General features: G+C 31.6%; 23 protein-coding genes and 1 riboswitch. Of the genes, 4 read left to right on the plus strand and 19 right to left on the minus strand.

Annotated features, from left to right (window positions below):
* Positions 1-14: 14 nt before the first annotated feature.
* From D2K60_RS12250 to D2K60_RS12300, 11 genes are all read right to left on the minus strand, one after another.
* Complete coding sequence (locus D2K60_RS12250) at positions 15-497, minus strand: hypothetical protein (protein WP_240335314.1); 483 nt, start codon at positions 495-497, stop codon at positions 15-17.
* 204 nt (positions 498-701) lie between these two features.
* A complete protein-coding gene (locus D2K60_RS20710; RefSeq protein WP_162880720.1) occupies positions 702-845 on the minus strand; it encodes a hypothetical protein in 144 nt (47 codons plus the stop codon).
* A gap of 246 nt (positions 846-1,091) precedes the next feature.
* Positions 1,092-1,442: a DUF2178 domain-containing protein gene (locus D2K60_RS12255; RefSeq protein ID WP_117170255.1), complete on the minus strand. Its 351-nt coding sequence runs from the start codon at positions 1,440-1,442 to the stop codon at positions 1,092-1,094.
* Positions 1,429-1,671, minus strand: coding sequence for a helix-turn-helix transcriptional regulator (locus D2K60_RS12260; RefSeq protein ID WP_117170256.1), 243 nt, complete (start codon positions 1,669-1,671; stop codon positions 1,429-1,431). Before D2K60_RS12260 ends, D2K60_RS12255 begins: the two co-directional genes overlap by 14 nt.
* Positions 1,672-1,960: 289 nt before the next feature.
* On the minus strand, positions 1,961-2,386 hold the full coding sequence (locus D2K60_RS12265; protein ID WP_117170257.1) for a hypothetical protein: 426 nt from the start codon (positions 2,384-2,386) through the stop codon (positions 1,961-1,963).
* Between the two features lie 229 nt (positions 2,387-2,615).
* Positions 2,616-2,993, minus strand: coding sequence for a hypothetical protein (locus D2K60_RS12270; protein ID WP_117170258.1), 378 nt, complete (start codon positions 2,991-2,993; stop codon positions 2,616-2,618).
* Positions 2,994-3,108: 115 nt separating this feature from the next.
* Complete coding sequence (locus D2K60_RS12275) at positions 3,109-3,492, minus strand: hypothetical protein (protein ID WP_117170259.1); 384 nt, start codon at positions 3,490-3,492, stop codon at positions 3,109-3,111.
* Positions 3,493-3,652: 160 nt separating this feature from the next.
* Positions 3,653-3,967 carry a hypothetical protein gene (locus D2K60_RS12280; RefSeq protein WP_117170260.1) on the minus strand — a complete coding sequence of 105 codons (315 nt, stop codon included), beginning with the start codon at positions 3,965-3,967 and terminating at the stop codon, positions 3,653-3,655.
* 96 nt (positions 3,968-4,063) lie between these two features.
* The gene (locus D2K60_RS12285; protein WP_205418608.1) at positions 4,064-4,597 is read right to left on the minus strand and encodes a 2'-5' RNA ligase family protein; all 534 of its coding nucleotides are present in this window, start codon (positions 4,595-4,597) and stop codon (positions 4,064-4,066) included.
* A 145-nt stretch (positions 4,598-4,742) separates the two neighbouring features.
* On the minus strand, positions 4,743-4,928 hold the full coding sequence (locus D2K60_RS12290; RefSeq protein ID WP_117170262.1) for a hypothetical protein: 186 nt from the start codon (positions 4,926-4,928) through the stop codon (positions 4,743-4,745).
* A gap of 850 nt (positions 4,929-5,778) precedes the next feature.
* Positions 5,779-6,363, minus strand: a complete 585-nt coding sequence (locus D2K60_RS12300; protein WP_117170263.1) for a CGNR zinc finger domain-containing protein — start codon at positions 6,361-6,363, stop codon at positions 5,779-5,781.
* A gap of 76 nt (positions 6,364-6,439) precedes the next feature.
* Between D2K60_RS12300 and D2K60_RS12305 the strand changes: the two genes are divergently transcribed.
* Entirely contained in the window at positions 6,440-7,300 is an 861-nt protein-coding gene (locus D2K60_RS12305) for an alpha/beta fold hydrolase (RefSeq protein WP_117170264.1), read from the plus strand.
* Between the two features lie 328 nt (positions 7,301-7,628).
* Here D2K60_RS12305 and D2K60_RS12310 read toward each other — a convergent pair whose 3' ends face one another.
* From D2K60_RS12310 to D2K60_RS12325, 4 genes are all read right to left on the minus strand, one after another.
* Entirely contained in the window at positions 7,629-8,618 is a 990-nt protein-coding gene (locus tag D2K60_RS12310; RefSeq protein ID WP_117170265.1) for a tyrosine-type recombinase/integrase, read from the minus strand.
* 236 nt (positions 8,619-8,854) lie between these two features.
* Entirely contained in the window at positions 8,855-9,331 is a 477-nt protein-coding gene (locus D2K60_RS21345; RefSeq protein ID WP_420818829.1) for a CBO0543 family protein, read from the minus strand.
* A 392-nt stretch (positions 9,332-9,723) separates the two neighbouring features.
* Positions 9,724-10,230 (minus strand): CBO0543 family protein, encoded by a 507-nt coding sequence (locus D2K60_RS12320; RefSeq protein ID WP_117170267.1) that lies wholly within the window; start codon positions 10,228-10,230, stop codon positions 9,724-9,726.
* 560 nt (positions 10,231-10,790) lie between these two features.
* Positions 10,791-11,012, minus strand: a complete 222-nt coding sequence (locus D2K60_RS12325; RefSeq protein ID WP_162880777.1) for a hypothetical protein — start codon at positions 11,010-11,012, stop codon at positions 10,791-10,793.
* Positions 11,013-11,861: 849 nt separating this feature from the next.
* Between D2K60_RS12325 and D2K60_RS12335 the strand changes: the two genes are divergently transcribed.
* The 3 genes from D2K60_RS12335 (at position 11,862) to D2K60_RS12345 (ending at position 14,552) form a co-directional block, all read left to right on the plus strand.
* A complete protein-coding gene (locus D2K60_RS12335) occupies positions 11,862-12,653 on the plus strand; it encodes a PAS domain S-box protein (RefSeq protein ID WP_117170270.1) in 792 nt (263 codons plus the stop codon).
* A 385-nt stretch (positions 12,654-13,038) separates the two neighbouring features.
* Positions 13,039-13,128, plus strand: a riboswitch (cyclic di-GMP riboswitch).
* A 44-nt stretch (positions 13,129-13,172) separates the two neighbouring features.
* The gene (locus tag D2K60_RS12340; protein ID WP_162880778.1) at positions 13,173-14,186 is read left to right on the plus strand and encodes a ketoacyl-ACP synthase III; all 1,014 of its coding nucleotides are present in this window, start codon (positions 13,173-13,175) and stop codon (positions 14,184-14,186) included.
* A gap of 12 nt (positions 14,187-14,198) precedes the next feature.
* Positions 14,199-14,552 (plus strand): hypothetical protein, encoded by a 354-nt coding sequence (locus D2K60_RS12345; protein ID WP_117170272.1) that lies wholly within the window; start codon positions 14,199-14,201, stop codon positions 14,550-14,552.
* 1,010 nt (positions 14,553-15,562) lie between these two features.
* Here D2K60_RS12345 and D2K60_RS12355 read toward each other — a convergent pair.
* From D2K60_RS12355 to D2K60_RS12370, 4 genes are all read right to left on the minus strand, one after another.
* The gene (locus tag D2K60_RS12355; protein WP_117170274.1) at positions 15,563-15,742 is read right to left on the minus strand and encodes a hypothetical protein; all 180 of its coding nucleotides are present in this window, start codon (positions 15,740-15,742) and stop codon (positions 15,563-15,565) included.
* Between the two features lie 102 nt (positions 15,743-15,844).
* The gene (locus tag D2K60_RS12360; protein ID WP_240335340.1) at positions 15,845-16,066 is read right to left on the minus strand and encodes a DUF3953 domain-containing protein; all 222 of its coding nucleotides are present in this window, start codon (positions 16,064-16,066) and stop codon (positions 15,845-15,847) included.
* Between the two features lie 200 nt (positions 16,067-16,266).
* Positions 16,267-17,043: a GNAT family N-acetyltransferase gene (locus D2K60_RS12365; RefSeq protein ID WP_240335315.1), complete on the minus strand. Its 777-nt coding sequence runs from the start codon at positions 17,041-17,043 to the stop codon at positions 16,267-16,269.
* Positions 17,044-17,158: 115 nt separating this feature from the next.
* Entirely contained in the window at positions 17,159-17,389 is a 231-nt protein-coding gene (locus D2K60_RS12370; protein WP_117170277.1) for a hypothetical protein, read from the minus strand.
* Positions 17,390-17,481: the final 92 nt, after the last annotated feature.

Consider the following 17,481-nt stretch of genomic DNA (forward strand, 5'->3'; position numbering starts at 1 on the left):
TTTCTCAATACTTGTTAATTGACGTTTAAAAGTTGTTCTATATAAACAATACCCATAAAAATTAGCCAGACTGATAATGGAATTGCTAAACTCTTGATTGCTTGTACTAACTTATAATCTTTATTGTTCTTTTGCAGAAACCTATCAGTAATAAAAAACAATATCGAAGCACCTAAACTATAAAATAGCAATACAAGACCAAAAACAACGTGTAAAATACCCGACATAATTATTTCAGGATTACCTTTTCCCATTTTTATTGAAACAAATTGACCAATTTTATCACTTATAATAGAGGTTAACACTCCGTAAATTAAAATAGCTGGAAAACTGTACATCAAATAAACAGGTGTTGTTTCTACAAAGGAAAATAAGTAATCTGGCACTGAAGTGACGGCTTCACCAAAAAGATTAGGTACGATTAATCCCAACAAAATTGCAAATAAAGAGCCAGAGACAGATGCCGAAATGATTTTTCTTGATATAATTTTGTCCACCTCATTCGATAATTAATTGGTATCATTGCATTTTTCTTCAAGCTTACTTTACTTGAAGATGGGAAGGCGAATATCTTATTAAGCAATCGCACCCGTTACTTTAGGTGTAATGTTTCACAATTCTTCTATTAATTCTTTTGTTAATTCTTCTTATATATTTCTTTTTAAGGATCCCTGGTTCAGGTATGTTATTTAATAGCTTTATTAGTGAAGTACACATTTATCGCTTGTAAAGTTACTTTCTTCATCTTCTGGCATTTCCAAATAAGCAGCTGTCATCTTCATAAAGCTTTTAGCATCTGATTCATCTAACAATGATTTCTCTCTTGTTTTATCTAAATCCAGCATAGAATTATCTCCTTAAATTTGATTGAATATAAGTAAATTCACTATAAGAGAGTTTTCCTTTTAAACTATTGTAAAAGTTGAATAAGAATATAGGAGCTATCTAATCGACAACTCCTTTTTTTCGTTTGTTGAGCTGTCAAGTTGCTACATTTCCCTTATTAAGGATAAATCTCAGCTAGCACAATAATTAATAGTTTTTGTGTTTAGATGATTATGCTATAAACATCTGATCCCCCTGTTTAGTTCTTAGTTAAAAAAATCTTTTTTATATAAAACACCCAGATATACTCCTGAAGCAATGAATGCAAAGGAATATTTAAGTAAAAAGAAAATCTGCCACATATATTCTTTCGGGAAAATTATGTCGCACAAAACTACTACAAATAACATAATGTAAGCACTTTTTAAATATATTTGATTTGTTCTTTCGTCAGCTTTACCTATTTTTTTTCGATAAACGTATAACAGAATCAATCCGACTAAAAGCAATACAAAACCGCTGCCAAGAAGCATATTCCAATTACCTGGTGATTGTTCCGCCCAAGTTTTTAAAGGATAAAAGATTGAATTTGATATTTCTGTGCTAGATTTCCACATCTTGATCACTTCCTTTCATATAAGTAAAAATATCGTTAACATCTACGTTAAAGAAATCAGCTATTCGAAAAGCTAAAACAAGAGAAGGAGAATAATTATTTTTCTCCATAACAAATATAGTTTGCTTCGAGACACCGACAGCATCGGCCAAATCTTTTTGCGTCATTCTTTTTAAAACCCTATGTTCATACACTTTATTTTCAATACAATCCTCAAATTTTTTCTTCAAGGTCAACACCTTCCTTTTTTAACTACAATTACATGGTAAACTATAATTTTATAAAAGTAAAGTAAACTTATAAAAAATACACTTATTTCTTTACTTATATAATGTTTACATTTGTCTTCAAAGCAATAAAAAGGGTTATTTTCTAAATGTTGTTTAGAAAATAACCCTTTTGAATATGATCTTAATTCCGCAACGTTATTTTAAATTCTTCCTAAACTAACCTGCCCATTAGTGGAACAAGGGTGCGTTCGTCATATTAAAGTAAAGCACCCGTTTGTTTAATGGGGTTTTATTGAATATCTAATACCATTCTTAATTCATTTGTATCTTTAGGAGAAACAATATAGCCATTTTTTTCGTGACCGATATACATTATTAGGCTTTCTTCCTCTAGATTTCCAAGCAGGAGATGTAATCCTTGAGTATCACCGTTTTCATAACGAATCAATATGTCGTAGTCTGGTTTTTCGTTAGTCGTATCTACATTTTGACTTTTTCCTTTCACACTTTTTAGAACTTCCTCAAAACCTGATAAGGTTTCTTCTTGGTTAATCAAAAGGAAATAGTTTTCACTTAACCCTCCATAACCATTAGATTTAGAAATTGATACATTAGATACATTATTTAATAATGCTATCCCTTCATACTGAGATTGACAAGCAACTAGAGTAACACTACAAAAAGCCAAAAGTACTGTCAATAATAATTTCTTCACAATAAATTTCCTCCCACTAATCCGTTTTACTTAAAAAAACCAGTTCTTTATTAAACTCGACTGCTGTTTTAGAAAGCCAGCCAAACAGCTGCATAATTAAAACTCTAACTTTGTGGGGTCACCACCGTTTTTCTGAGCAGTTTTATAGTAATATTTAATTTTTTTTATTCAACTAAAGCACCCGTTAGTGCAAAATAAAATCTAAGATTTTTTCCTATAATTACATAATTCAATCGATATAGATGCTTTCCAATTCAAATATATTTCGATTATTATAAGCCTTTAATAGTACAAAATATGACTCATTTTCTGATAACTCATTCCAAATTTCATTAATGTTGCCAACCCTTGATTCTTCATTTTCAATTATGTTAAAGGTATTGTATTTGGTAAAGTTGGACTTTTTAACTCCAAAGCCTCCTTCTAAAACAACTACATATTGATTATCATCTTCATTTAATTTCCTAATTTCTATTGTTCCGTAATATGTAGTTGAGGCATTATAAATGAAAAAATAAACAAATAGAAAAACCGACAATAGTAATAAAGCCGAAATAACCGTAATTTTACTTTTACTAATTGCTCTGCTTTTTATGTTACCTATCATTCGCTCTCTCCTTACCACCGTCTTCTTAAATTAACCTGCCAGTTAGCTCAACAAGTAATAGGAGCTGCTACATCAACAACGCCTTGTTCCACTAACGCACCCGTTAGTTTAATATCTAGTTATTACTTAACATAATAGTTTCAGCATTGCCATTCCATTCTACGGTCACTTCTACCTTTGATTCTTCTGTTACTTTTGTGCCACCAAGAGGTGAGTTGTTTGATCCCCCCTTTAAAACACCATTGTCTTGTAATGTAACGCCACTTGAACCAAAGCTACCCGCATTTGTCTCAATCATATATTTAATTTCACCAACAGAATCGATATCGTTGCCCTTATAGCGAAGTTCGAATTTTTGTTCTTCGTACTCATCATCGGGTTGATTTACCTTCAATTCAGCAGACCAAATTTCTGTTTCTCCAAAAAAAGTAAAAGTTTCTGAGTTGCAAGCTGTTAGAAAAAATAATAGTAAGAATAATGCTGAAAGATTTCGAAACATTCCCACATCACCACCTTTGATTTTATTTTTACGAGACTTCATAGCGAAGGGTTTAACTACTTGTTCCACTAACCCGCTTTATTAATTGATTAAAAAATACCTTTTCCATGTTGTACTAAAGCTACCCGTTAACGCAATAACAATGAAGTCCTAATTATATTCACTTTTCGTGTTTCTTCCACATTTTATAGTTATAGATAAATTCAACTAAAAAGGCTATCAGCACAATTAACAGAGACGTTATTTTTAGAGAAAGACCTACTTCTAAGAAGAAAGAGACAACGATGAGAACCAAAATTAGTACTGGATACGCTATCAAGCTTTTCTTTATTCTACTTTTATAAGATAAATTAAAATAATTTTGTCCATATTTACCATCAACGTTTTCACCCTTCGCATCTTTTTTCATGTAAATAATCATAATAATACTTATTAATATCCCAGGAATAATGGTATAAAAATTGATTGCTTCCACTTTTTTACCCCCACATATGTTACATACAGTAAAACAAATTCGATTAACTGATTCATCATTTTTCTTGAAGAAACGCACCCGTTAGCTTAACAACTCTTACTCTCCAAAAGGAATATCTACATATTTTATATACTTATTTGGTTCCATTTCTTGATAAACTCTTACAAAATTTACATTCAATTTAGGATAAGGTATAATTTCCTCTTCTACTGACTTTGCCATATCTTTTAGTTCTTGCTTTGATAATCCATAATTTGTTTTTCCTAATGTCATATGTGGAACAAAATTATCTAATTCAAAATATTTTTCTATTAGTTCTTGTGAAGGTGCAACCGCATTAACTATTTTGCTATGTAATTCAAGAAGGTTGTTTGATGATGCACTTAAATAAAGTATATCCTCTCCAAAAAACATTGGCTTTTCGAGTTTTAGGTGGAATGAATTAGTTTCAGAACACACCTTTTTCACTTTACTTAACCACTTTAAATCTTGTGTTAATCCACCCTGTGCTTTTAATGTTATATGAGGTTCAACTACTTCGTCTATATTGTTATTCTCCCATTTACTGCGAAACGCTGACACTTTGGACTTGTATTCATCCATAGGTACAATACCAATAAAATACTTCAAACAATCAACTCCCATTTAGTTTTCACCTCTTTCATGTTATCGCTTCCTTTCTTAAAGAAGGTAAGCGAATACCTTGTTAAACAATCGCACCCGTTAACACAATAAGCACTGGTGCATCTACTTGCTGGTTTAGTTGAGTATGAACTTATTCCCCTTCATTTTTATCATCGTCATGTATGAAATGCTTTATTTTATATTCCTTAATTCCTAATTCTTTTTTTATCTCCGATACGTCTTTGAGAATTGTATTTGTGTTAATCCAAGCTGCAATAGAACCAATAATTGCTAAAATCATAGCAATTATAATAATTATATCTATAATAATAATCACCACCAATACACCAAATATTTTATTGTTACATTTTACCATAAAAATGTTGAGCCTTATTGAACATTCCTGCTGCGTTAGTTTAAGATCAACATTTCACAAAAAAACAGTTCTTCATACCAAAATTTTACCATAAATTAGAGGTTTATTGTTCCTGTTATTTTGAAGTATGGAGATAATTTCTCTATGACATTCTAAATATATTTGGAGGAATCAAGCTATGCAATGAACTAAAGCTTGGAAAACATTCAAAAATGAAAAACGAATTGAAGGATTTTCACCCCACACATTAAATGCTTACCGATTACAATCGAACCTCTTAGTCCGTCACTTCCAAGATATCAACCCTCAATTCATTTCAACTCAAAGAATTAAAGAATATTAGCTTCATCCAGCGAAGCATTAAAACCATCAAGTCTTGCTCACCGTGTTCGTTTTATTCAGTCATTTTTCCGATGGTTACATGAAGTAGTGCACATAACGGCTAATCCAGCTACCAAGATCAAAGAACCATAAGTGGGGAAATGGATCTCAAAGTTTAGATTTTAGAATCAATTATATAAAGAAGGTACCTTATATCTGATATAGGGTACCTTTAAAGTATTTTCTATTAAGAAAACTCGTTGCTGCGTAGTATTACGTCTAATACGAAAAAGAGACGATCACTTAATAAACGTAATCGTCTCTGTATTTTTTACAGTATGGTTGTACTGTGCATCGATAGCTGCTGTGGAAATCGTGCATTATAATAGGCTTAGTCCTTTTAGTATTTCTAATAAATTTGTCTTGTCTCTATCTTAATGAATCCACCTTGCAGTATCAAAAATGGTTTCTATAAAAATTGTAAATAGGCTTACTTTTTCTTTTTCTTCGCATAAAATTCGGCCGCCTTTTTGCGATTTCCGCACAACTCCATGCTGCACCAGCGTCTCTTTCCTGATTTTGATGTATCGACGAAATAGAGTATGCATTCTTCATGCTCACAATTTCGAATGCGGTCAATAGAGGTATTTTCCAAAGTGTGAATGATAGAACCGATAATATTGTACAATACCTGATCCTCAACTGTTTCTCCTTCAGATACCATTACTAAGATGTTATTCTCTGAATTAATTGTTATGTTAACTTTCAACTTCTCAACAATTTTTTTTAATTGATTGGTTGCATTTAGAGAAACCTCACCTTTTTGTTCTATATCAAACAAAATGATGTTGCAAAGTTTACGGAGTGAATGAAGCTCGATGATTAATGAATTAATTAATTCTTTATTCTCTAAATCGATGGCATCAGACTGTCGTAAAAGATTATTTTCCTTTATCCATTGAAGAGTACTTGATTTATCAGACAAAATGTCAACCTCTTTGTTATTAGAGATATTGGTTGTATTAACAAGGTTTATCCACGCAGTTCCACCTAATGTAAATATTGATTTATCCATAACTTGCTCACCTCGCAATAATTGTAACTGTTAAAATTGCATTTGGTTATCAATTATAATTAGATGAGGTGATAATATGCTAGTGAAATACAAAACAATAAGTGTTAAGGACGTTAATATCTTTTATCGCGAAGCTGGTAATAAGGAGAATCCAACAATTCTGTTACTTCACGGTTTTCCTTCCTCTTCTCATATGTATCGAAACTTAATAACAGAGCTAATGGATCAGTTTCATATTGTGGCACCAGATTATCCAGGGTTCGGGAATAGTGATCAACCAAAAATAGAGGAATTTGATTATACATTTGATAATTTTGCTCTTCTGATCAATGAATTTGTACAGGAATTAAACTTAGAAAAATTTAGTATCTATGTTCATGATTATGGGGCTCCAGTAGGATTTAGATTGGCATCCAAACACCCTGAACGCATTCAAGCCATCATAACTCAAAACGGGAATGCTTATGAGGAGGGTTTATTGTCTGCTTGGGATCCTGTTCGTAGTTATTGGGAAAACCCTAACGAAGAAAATAAAAATAAGATAAAATTTCTTTTATCTGCGGACTTTACAAAATATCAATATACGAAGGGAACTCGTAACTCTGAACTAATTAGTCCTGACGCATGGAATATGGACCAATTGGTTTTGGATCGTCCAGGGAATGATGAAATACAACTTACTTTGCAATACGACTACAGAAACAATCTTAAACAGTATCCCAATTGGCATGATTTCTTTAGAGCCTACCAGCCTCCGACACTTGTTATATGGGGCAAAAACGACATATTTTTCGGACCTAAAGGAGCATTAGCTTTTCAAAACGATCTTAATGACTGCGAAGTGCATTTATTGAATACCGGGCATTTTCCATTAGAAGAAGAATTAGAAAAAAGTGTTTACTTAATAAAAAAATTTTTGCAAGATCGTTTAAATTAACATGATACTCACTGGTGTTAAGGTTTACCGTAATTAATCAAAACTCAAAAATGAACCTTGCAATTCAATTACCTCCTACGGGAAAGACAAATGTCTTCCCCGTAGGAAACAACATATGACCTTTCTCTCTCTTATCAGGCGTGCATAACTAGAAAGTAAGACCTTGCGATAGGAAAGGAGAAGAAGACAAATTCGATAGATCGACGATACATAAACTTCATAACAAGTCTTGTTTAGCAAGAGGACTTATTCTCAACTTATACATAATCTTTATTGGCCTGAAATTGAAGTTAATTGTTGCGCAGTATTTAGTCTAATGGACAGTAACTTATTGAATCAAATACTTTTTATGCTGCTCTCGTTTTCGCTCATGGGTAATCTTTGCATATCTAAGTGTAGTATCTGGTGAACTATGTCCTAAGAGTTCTTGAATTGCAACTAATTCAGCACCATTATTTAAGGTTAAAGTAGCAAAAGTGTGTCTTAAAACATGGGGACTTACTTTGTCTTGTAAACCTGCATTTTGAGCCATTATATCTATTTCTCTTTGTATGCCTCGTTTAGACAATCTTCTATAAGGTTTTCTCTCTGTAACCATCAAGGCTTCACAATTGTCATTCCTGCCTGTTATATATTTACCTAAATGATACATTGCTCTAATCGAAAAATAGACTTCCCTTTGTTTATCACCTTTACCAATAACTAATGTACTCATATTTTGTTGATTGATATCAGCTTTATCTAATCCATGAACTTCAGACAATCTACAACCCGTTGCATACAATATTTCTAGAAAGACACGTTGCCTGACTGTATCGCAGGATTCTCTTAACATTTCTAATTCTTCGATTGATAATGATTTTGGAAGTCTGTATTCATCTTTAGGAGCTTTTAGTTTGGTGGTTGGATCACGCTTAATATATTCTTCTGAAGCTAACCAACTAAAAAAACTCTTTAAAACAGATAATTTCTTTCTAATTGTGCTCATTTTTAAAGTCCCATCTTGACTTAAATACATTCGAACATCTGCTGTAGCTATGTCTTCAGCCTTCTTTTTTACGATATCAGCAAACATACTTAATTCCATGAGGTAGTTGTCTAGGGTAATAGAACTTAAACCTTCTAATTTTTTTGCCGAGATGAACACTTGTATTTTATCCTCAAGGTCAGGATGTACCTCACCTAACTCAACTCTTTGAATATAATACTCTGATAGAACAGTAGATAATTTATTCTTTGTACTTTCCACTTCAATATTAGGATACAAACCTTTTAAAGAAGCCACTAAATCTGATAATATTTGCTCACCTAGATTCATAAATCAACTCTCCTTAGTTCTTATTAGTAACTAAGGATTACCTATTCTTTTAGCAAAAATACCAACTGAGTGAGTATTGCCCCTCGTCTGTCTTTGATTTTATCCTTTGAATAAGAAATAGACGATTACTTTTGGGGTAATCGTCTCATAATGGTTGTCTATAGTTAGTATCCTTGTACTTCGCAGCAAATGCTCTGTAGCTATTTTGTATTTTCTTCTTCATCAATCTCGAAAGTTTAAAAAGAGTTCTGGAACTTTTTTAACAGTCCTTTAACCAATTTATGATTTATCACAAGACTTAAAAATATAGGTGGATATAGCGCTCCAGAGTACCAAAGTTTCCACCCATTATAATAAAAATATCCCGCTTTTACAGAGAGCCATTCAAAGATAACTGCGAACAAAGACCAAAGGAAAATGTAAAACCATTTTTGCGTTACCTTTTTTTCGGAAGGATAATGATTTAGAAACAAAAAGCTTATTGCTGGAAAGTATAAAATGATACCGAGAAGTCCCAGCCATTGAAATCCCTTCTGAAAATAACCATAAAGATGAAGATGCAAATCAAATATCATATCAGTAGTTATACCATATGCATAAGCAAAAAAACATGTCGCATAGATTTCTATTTTACTTAGCTTTTTGGGAACAAAATATGCAATTATGTTAAAAAAGATAAATGCAATAAATATTAGTATCCACAAATTACACACCCCATGACTATGTCGGCTTTGCTTCGGTACTTCTTTATTAGCAGCTTCAGAAGTGTATCCGACTGGTATTGTGGCTCGTTCATATCTCAAAGCCCCTGTTATGCTACTAATATAAACATCAAGTTCTTCATAATAAATTTACTATAATTCCCTTGGCTTTTTATCATCTGCTATAAAATATACAAACATTCGCAATATCATTATTTTCTATTGATATGTAATCCATTATGTGCCTAGTTCGCGTAATCTTCGGGTTTACTGGCATAGAAATACCTTCATAAAAATTGCTCTTTTTATGTTTACACTAGAAGTTATCTTTATTCTGTATTTTTATGATAGAGTATTCTAGATTTATCATCTTCAACTAATCTTCTTCCAAAGATTAGTCTACTCTATTTCATATCACTTATTTTTACATCAAAAATACCCAATAAAGAGATTATAAATACAATTGATATTAACCAAGCTAGGAGAGGTCGTTTGTGGTGTATAGGTAAAATGAAGAAAATAATACCTGTAAATAAGAAAGACCACCACAAATTCCAACCATTATGATATGTGATAAACCCTAATTTACTGTTTATGAATTCTATTGTCATATATAGTCCAACCCATAATAAAAACCATAGGAAACGTTTTTGCCATCCTTCAGGAAAACTTCCCAGATAAATTAACACTGTCGCAGAGTAAGAAACAACCATAGCTAAGATTGTAATCAGAGTATGATTAGGTAATATTAAATCATGAAAAAGCCACATGGACTTATTATAAAGTAGAAAATTATATAGAAAATATCCAATAATGAGGAATAAGATGGTAGAATAATACTTCTTCCAGTTTTTCAAATCTCCCCATATATATCCTGCTATTAAGTAGAAAACATTAATTAAAATGTACATTAAACCATTCCTCCGACTAATCGTATTACTATCCTTTCCCAAGTCAGATATAGTTATAGGGATACACAATAACTTTTTTATCTTATCATTGTGAAGATTTTTGTTACAAAGTATTAGTAAATAAGAAAGACGATCAGCTTATTTGTACTGTTTTCTCACAAATTCATTTAAAAATTAAAAATATTTGCTACGCAGTATTTAGTCAAATACGAAGAAGAGACGATTACTTAATAAACGTATTCGTTTCCGTATTTCTTTATAGTATGGTTGTACTGCCGACAAATGACTTTGTTAATTGGGTAGTGGTTTCCCTTCATAGTCAAGTTAATGGATAGTATGAAATGAAATTAGATTAAACTATATATGGAAAAGGCAACCTGAATTGAAGCGTTGTCCTTTCCAATCCGCATATTGTATTTAACTGTCAGTTCCACTCTATTAAATGCACCCAGATATCCCTATCACTTGAATGGGTAAAATGGGTTACATACCATGTTGATTTTTTAAATATATTGATACATCTTCTTTAACAAAGATTTCATCATGTACAACATTTTGATTTAATAAAGGATGGAGAATGAACGTTGTAGTTTTCTTTTTACTTCCACATCAATTATTAAAGATAAATCATATTTATAAAGTTCATCTACTTCTTGTTTATCTGTAACAAAACCCTCATAACTAAACTCATGTCCTAAAACATATATCGTTAGATTGGAAATGAAATCTTTTCTAACAGCAAGATTTAAAATGGAGAAAAAGGTTGAGTGAACTGATGTCATATTGCTGATGGCTACTTTAGTTGAATATATTTGAACCTTTTTATTATTAATAGAAATAATTTTCATATCGGATTTTAAAGATACTCTAGTTGAATTTCTTCTCTGTTTCTATGAATCGAAGGGACACAGATGATTCAGTATAAACAAGAAGTAAACGTTGCGAAGAGTATAGATATTGATGCTAAATCAGCCCATCTTGTTCCATCGGTTTAAAACATGTCCCTTATCAAACAAATATTGCACTCCATACAATAGATACGCTTTATAGTGTATATATATATAGAATTGAAAATAGTTTAATCGATATAAACGAACAATTTTTAGTTTTTTAAAAAGGGGCATGAAGATAAACGCAAAGATTCCATTAACAAAAGCATTAAGTAATACAAACTTTTTAAAGTTTCCATACGAAATCTTAAGTATCCACATAGAAAGCGGTATATAAGGACCAATATCGAAAGGAAGTTCATCTCTTATAAATGATTTCGGTTTATCATAAAACTTCCACCACTTGCGTTGGTGTCCATAAATATGATTTATAATTTCATAAGTACCTATAATAATACTCGCTATAGAATAGCGCTTTACATTACGCTTACCTATAAACATTAAGGATATCCATGGAATTAATATTATGGTTAGATTAAATAATACGTGACGTTTTGATGTCATAATGATTCACCTCACCTTCAATATGATTAAGATATCCAAATTTAATAAATATATTCAACACCCTAGTAAAATTGCTTTGCAATATAATAACGGTTAAATTTGGATGAAAGCTATCTAATATCATTAGTATATGAACTTTGATATAATAAATAGATTATTAAATTTGGAGTGAATATCATGAGTGACAAAATATCAAAAATCGATTACCTTGATGTTATGGAATACTCTTTGGATCCACTCATCATCCATACTGATTATAGAATCATGTATATAAATCAGGCAGCTGAAGAATTTTTTGGAGCAAAGAAAGTTGAAGTTATAGAGTCTAGCCCTTTGGATATTTTTAAAGAAACTTCTAAGACCGCTATTAGGAAAAGAATACAATCTGCCTACGAACATCCGGCCGATGTTATTGAAGAAACTATATTTAGAATGGACGGAACGACAGTTGATGTTGAACTATATTGTCACCCTTTATTAGTCGGGGATCAAAAAGCCATTCAGACATATGTAAGAGATATAACAGAACGGAAAAAAGCAGAACAGAAACTAATACAGATGATGACACATATAAATGAATTATCCGCAACTCTTGTTCCTCTGGGTAGCGAATTAGCAGTTCTTCCTTTAGTCGGAAATTTTGATGACCAAAGAGCAAGACAGCTTTTAGAGATTATACCAGTGAAAGTGCAGAATCAAAATATAAGCTGTATAATTATTGATTTCTCAGGTATTTATAGTCTTGATCATGTTGTAGCAGATTATCTTTTTAGAATAAACAACGTTTTATCTATACTTGGGGTTCAATCCATTATCACTGGTTTACGACCTGAATTAGCAATGATAGCCACAAACCTCAATCTAGACTTATCCGCTATACCAACAATGGCTACAGTAAAAGATGCACTTTCCTACTTGGGATTAAAAGTTAAAAATAGTAATAACAAGAGGTTTTTTAAAAGGAAATGAAGTCATAATTAGAAGGACCTATGAATAGTATTTCTAACTGTGTTGACTATGTAATTTTTTCTACTAAAATGAAAAAGGACCATTGTAGTCCATTCCTTGCACTCTATTAAGCAAACATTAAATAGCCCATACCTAGGATGTGGGCTATTCTTTGTGATTAAAGAGATTTCCTCGACGCTAATCTTCAACTAATTTACCTTCTAATTAATTGGTTAAATCGGATAGGATAGGTTTTATGCAGCCAACGACTTATACAAGGAACCTTGCGGACAGTTACGCTATAGACATAGGTCTTAAAACCTATTGAAACTTTGAAAAACCAGAAAAAATATGTATAGACTTTTAAATTTTAATAGTGTAAGATACCTATATATTAAAAATGAACTTTCGATACTAGCAAACTTATTGAAAAGTAAGGACGCAAAGCCATGGGTCTACGGTAATGAATGATTACTAGGATTGCCAGGTTACCAAAAAAGGGAATGAACACAAATCCGCCCTTGTATGGCGGTTTTTTTGTTGGAAAGGAAATATAAAATGTTGCCTAATGTAAAAATCAGTGGAGTTAGTACAGTACATCCAGAAGAGGCTTTTAATAATGATTTTTTTATAGAACATTTTGAAAAATTAGGGTTAGAAGTTGAGGGTTTGATGAATCATTTAGGAAGGGGAAACAGATATTTAGTAAATCCCAAAAAAGAAAGTACGATTACTATGGCTATTAATGTGGCCGATAAGGTTATGAAAAGTACGAATACTGCCGCTGATGATATTGATATGGTTGTTTTTGTTTCAGATACCCCAGAATATACTTATCCTAGTAATGCACTTTTTCTTCATAATAAATTAGGAACAAAGAATGCGCATATTGTTTATGATTTGAATGCGAATTGCATTGGAATGTTATCTGCTTTGGATCAAGTAAGTACGTATCTAAAAGCAAATGAATCACTTCAGAAAGCACTTATTATTAGTAGTGTAAATATTAGTAATATCTCTAGAAAAGACGACACCATAACCTATCCCAATTTTGCAGATGGTGCCGCTTCACTTTTACTAGAAAAAACGAGAGATAATGATGGTATTTTGGCATCTAATTACTTTACTAATTCAATACTATCTGATGTTGTACTTTACCCTGCTGTAGGTTTTTCAAATATATTTAATGAAGACATCCCAACTGATGATAAGAGACTAAAATTCATCCCACATGACGTTAGCTTTTTCTCAGATGATTGGAAAAGAATGATTGTTCAGATGTTGGATAATCACCAAATGAATCTTTCAGAGATTGACCATTGGATTTTCTCTCAATTTTCAAGACCAGAAATTGAGGAAACACTAGCTAAATTAGAAATCGGGTTAGATAAGTACACATTTGTAGGTGAAGAATATGGCTATACAGGTGTTACTAGTCCGATATTCGCTTTAGAGCATGCATTAGATAACGGTAAAATAAAAAAGGGAGATAAAGTGGTATTCTGTTCTGTTGCAGTTGGCTACAGTATGGCTTCGATTTTATATCAATTTTAAGGAGGAACAATTATGTTTAAAGTAGAAAAAAATAGTACGAGAAAAGAACTAATCGTTACAGTAGGCGGCTTTTTTAAAGAAGAAGAAGGCGAGTCATTTCTTGCAGATTATAATGAAAATGTGAAGGGTATTGTACCTTCATCTTATAAATTAATAGTTGATTCTACGGACCTTGCAGCTTCCAAAAAAGATATGTTACCTATTTTAGAAGCGTGTTTTAAGCTATATATGTCAAATGGCTTTAAGAATATTGTAATGATAAATCCATCTTCCGTAATTTCCAAAGGTCAAATGCATAAGTTGGCAAAAGTCAGTTCGTTTGAGGGTGTTTTTGTAGATTCACTAGCAGAAGCAAAAGAAATTTAATAGCAGAAGCATAAGGATTTTTTTGGTTTATTAGACTAATCTTTTATTCAAAAAGCCCTCAAAAGTACTGCACCCCGGAAGTTAGATTTAAGAATCTAACTTCTGGGGTGTTTTTTTGTGGTAAAGTACAATAAAAGTTTTAAAATTGCAAAAGAATATTTAGACCTTCGGTAAAATGTCAAGACAAAACTAATTAGATAACCCCTTTTATTTTTCTAGTAATTCACTTTTTTGCTGGTCTTGTTTCCTATTGTCTTTTTTAATAAATCTGCGCATCTACCAAACGAACTAAATTTCTTACAGTTAAGACGAGTGCTCTTTTATGTTGGTGTTTTAGAACCAATTATTTAAAGAAGGTATCTTATATAGGATACCTTTAAAGTATTTTCTCTTAGGAGAAATCCGTTGTTGCGCAGTATGTGTCTACTGTGCAGCAATGACTTTATATTATTAGTTGATCTTGTTCAACATAAGCACCTGTTTGGTTTAACTAACTCACTATCAGCCTTTTTCTAAATTTGCTAAGTTACTTGGCAATGGAAGACTTCATTCCTCTTCCATTTTTATAATTTGTCAATTGTACGTGGAAATAGTTTATATACTCTACAATAGCAAATACATAGATAAACATAGTTAATATAAATCGCGAAAACTCTACCCTTTCTAACACAAAAATATCAAATAATAGAATAATAGGTGCTATACATATGAGAATAAGGTTTATCTTTTTTAGTACGTCTAAAATTTTGTGAAGGTTAGGAAAAATCATTCTTTTAGACTTCAAACTTCTCCACTTTACAAACCAGTAAAAACCACCTTGTAGTAAGATGAAATTTAATATAAAGAATACATATAATATAGAATAACTTTTGTTTGGATTCAAAGCATGATAAAAGAATACAAAATTAAATACAATTATTGCAAAAAATTCTCCAGTAAATAAATATACAAGTCTCTTTTCCAAGTCCTTTTTCAATTTCTTCCCCCTTTGTTGAAAAGCAACAATTCCATCACTTTTTAAAAATAGTTGTATCTTCAATACGAATAGAATGAACCTCTCCACAATTTAAGCAAAATGTATAAATTTTATTAGTTCCTTTAAGTGACATTTTATTTGGCTTTATAGGCATATAATCTGTTGCTTCCGTAAAGTTTACGCTTCCACAATTAGCACATGTTTTATTTTCCATTTACCTTGCTCCTTTACTATTTCAAACTATTATATTTCCCTAAACTAACCTGCATAGTTAGTTCAAAAATGGCAGCGACAGCTTGTTCCACAATTGCACCTGTTAGCTTAATAAAATATAAATTGAAACAAAAAGGCTAAATCCGGCTACAAGGAAAGAATTAATGGCATTTGCATTTCGTTTTTGAAATTCAATAACCCCTGTAATTAAAAGCATAATCCCTAAGAAGAACAATGCATAAGGTATTATTACCCCAGGTATGCCAGTTAACAAACCATAACTTGATAAAGCAACAACAATAATGGATAAAATAAGTCTAAGCATTTTCAACGATATTCCCCCAAAAATATAATTAAGTTTCTCAGAAATTCTTGCTTAATCATAACATTTAATACTATTTATTTGGATAAAAACTGAATACTCCTTCTCCCACTAACCTGCCACGTTCGTTTAACAATGGCAGCTACAGCTTGTTCCATAATCGTACCTGTTTGTTTAAGTGGAAAACTTAACAAAGTTGGATTTTATGCTTGGGAAGTAATAGGAAGTTTAACTTGTAATGGAAAATGGTTACTACCACTCGATTTCACGAATAATACATCATCACCATCAAAAATATCACTTTGTGTATCAATCCCTTTATAATTAGGTGTATAGTGAAAAGCAATTTTATTAATATCGCTATTAGTAATCTTTGAAAGAATATTGTCAATGCTGACTTCTTTTTTACTAACAATATCAAATATATCTATTTGCTTGCCTTCAGCCTTAAAAATTACTATTGCATCTTCATCTTCTATGTAGTAAATATCATTTGCAAACACGTATATACAATAGAACATTAGAAGCCCGTGAGTGTTTTGTGTTCCAAACAGATTCGAAACATGCACTCTTTCGAAGGCAGTTTTATAAATAAAGTTAAGGTCGTCAATATTGCTACTATCAAGTTTACGAATACCTGTTGTGTCAGTTTGAATTGGTGAATATACCATAGAAAACTGATACTCATTAACTGATTGAAAACCAAATTTAGGGTAAAAGTCCAAAACATTAACGAAGTCCAATAGGTTAACTGAAACATTTGCTATCACTTTATCTCCTTCAGCATAAGAAAAGGGGATATAACGGTTATTCCAATAACCCTTTTTATACCAACTTTCAAAGTTTAAACCAAAAATTAAAGTAGCAAGTTCATTAAAAATTTTTCTTAATTCCTCATTATTTTTGTAATCCTTATAGAACCATACTCCTGTCATTTTCCTCCCCATTCCAAGAATTCTTCTATCACTATCCTGCTGCAAAAATCACCATAGCATCCATGTCCATTTCACCTCGTATTCTTTAAATTTTTAGCTTTCCAATAGCGTTATTGAACTATTGCTAACCCGGTTATTTAAGTACATTTTAGATCAACAGTTATCCAAAGTGATTATGAAACCACCAAACAATAAGAATGATACTCACTATTCCCCAAGCTACGGTACTCCATATCCACCAAACTATGGATCTAGTTTTTCTTGAACTTTCCTCTCCTTCTAAATTAGCTGTTATAAAAGCGAGCTTAACCTTCATACTTTTTTTCATAGAAACGAGAACAACAAATCCAGTTATAATGAAACCAATAGTTATCCAAAGTAATAAGTCCACTTTTTATACCTCCTCTCTACTTGAATAAAAGAATAGGAGCTATCGAAGCTGCAACTACTTCTTTTGCTAATACCACCCAGTTCAAATAATCT

The sequence above is a fragment of the Paraliobacillus sediminis genome (assembly GCF_003426055.1).

Coding starts and splice junctions, on each gene's coding strand:
- D2K60_RS20710 (WP_162880720.1), bottom strand. CDS start 845: ATGCTGGATTTAGATAAAACAAGAGAGAAATCATTGTTAGATGAATCA.
- D2K60_RS12255 (WP_117170255.1), bottom strand. CDS start 1,442: ATGTGGAAATCTAGCACAGAAATATCAAATTCAATCTTTTATCCTTTA.
- D2K60_RS12270 (WP_117170258.1), bottom strand. CDS start 2,993: ATGATAGGTAACATAAAAAGCAGAGCAATTAGTAAAAGTAAAATTACG.
- D2K60_RS12275 (WP_117170259.1), bottom strand. CDS start 3,492: ATGTTTCGAAATCTTTCAGCATTATTCTTACTATTATTTTTTCTAACA.
- D2K60_RS12300 (WP_117170263.1), bottom strand. CDS start 6,363: ATGGATAAATCAATATTTACATTAGGTGGAACTGCGTGGATAAACCTT.
- D2K60_RS12305 (WP_117170264.1), top strand. CDS start 6,440: ATGCTAGTGAAATACAAAACAATAAGTGTTAAGGACGTTAATATCTTT.
- D2K60_RS12310 (WP_117170265.1), bottom strand. CDS start 8,618: ATGAATCTAGGTGAGCAAATATTATCAGATTTAGTGGCTTCTTTAAAA.
- D2K60_RS12320 (WP_117170267.1), bottom strand. CDS start 10,230: ATGTACATTTTAATTAATGTTTTCTACTTAATAGCAGGATATATATGG.
- D2K60_RS12325 (WP_162880777.1), bottom strand. CDS start 11,012: ATGACATCAGTTCACTCAACCTTTTTCTCCATTTTAAATCTTGCTGTT.
- D2K60_RS12335 (WP_117170270.1), top strand. CDS start 11,862: ATGAGTGACAAAATATCAAAAATCGATTACCTTGATGTTATGGAATAC.
- D2K60_RS12345 (WP_117170272.1), top strand. CDS start 14,199: ATGTTTAAAGTAGAAAAAAATAGTACGAGAAAAGAACTAATCGTTACA.
- D2K60_RS12355 (WP_117170274.1), bottom strand. CDS start 15,742: ATGGAAAATAAAACATGTGCTAATTGTGGAAGCGTAAACTTTACGGAA.
- D2K60_RS12360 (WP_240335340.1), bottom strand. CDS start 16,066: ATGCTTAGACTTATTTTATCCATTATTGTTGTTGCTTTATCAAGTTAT.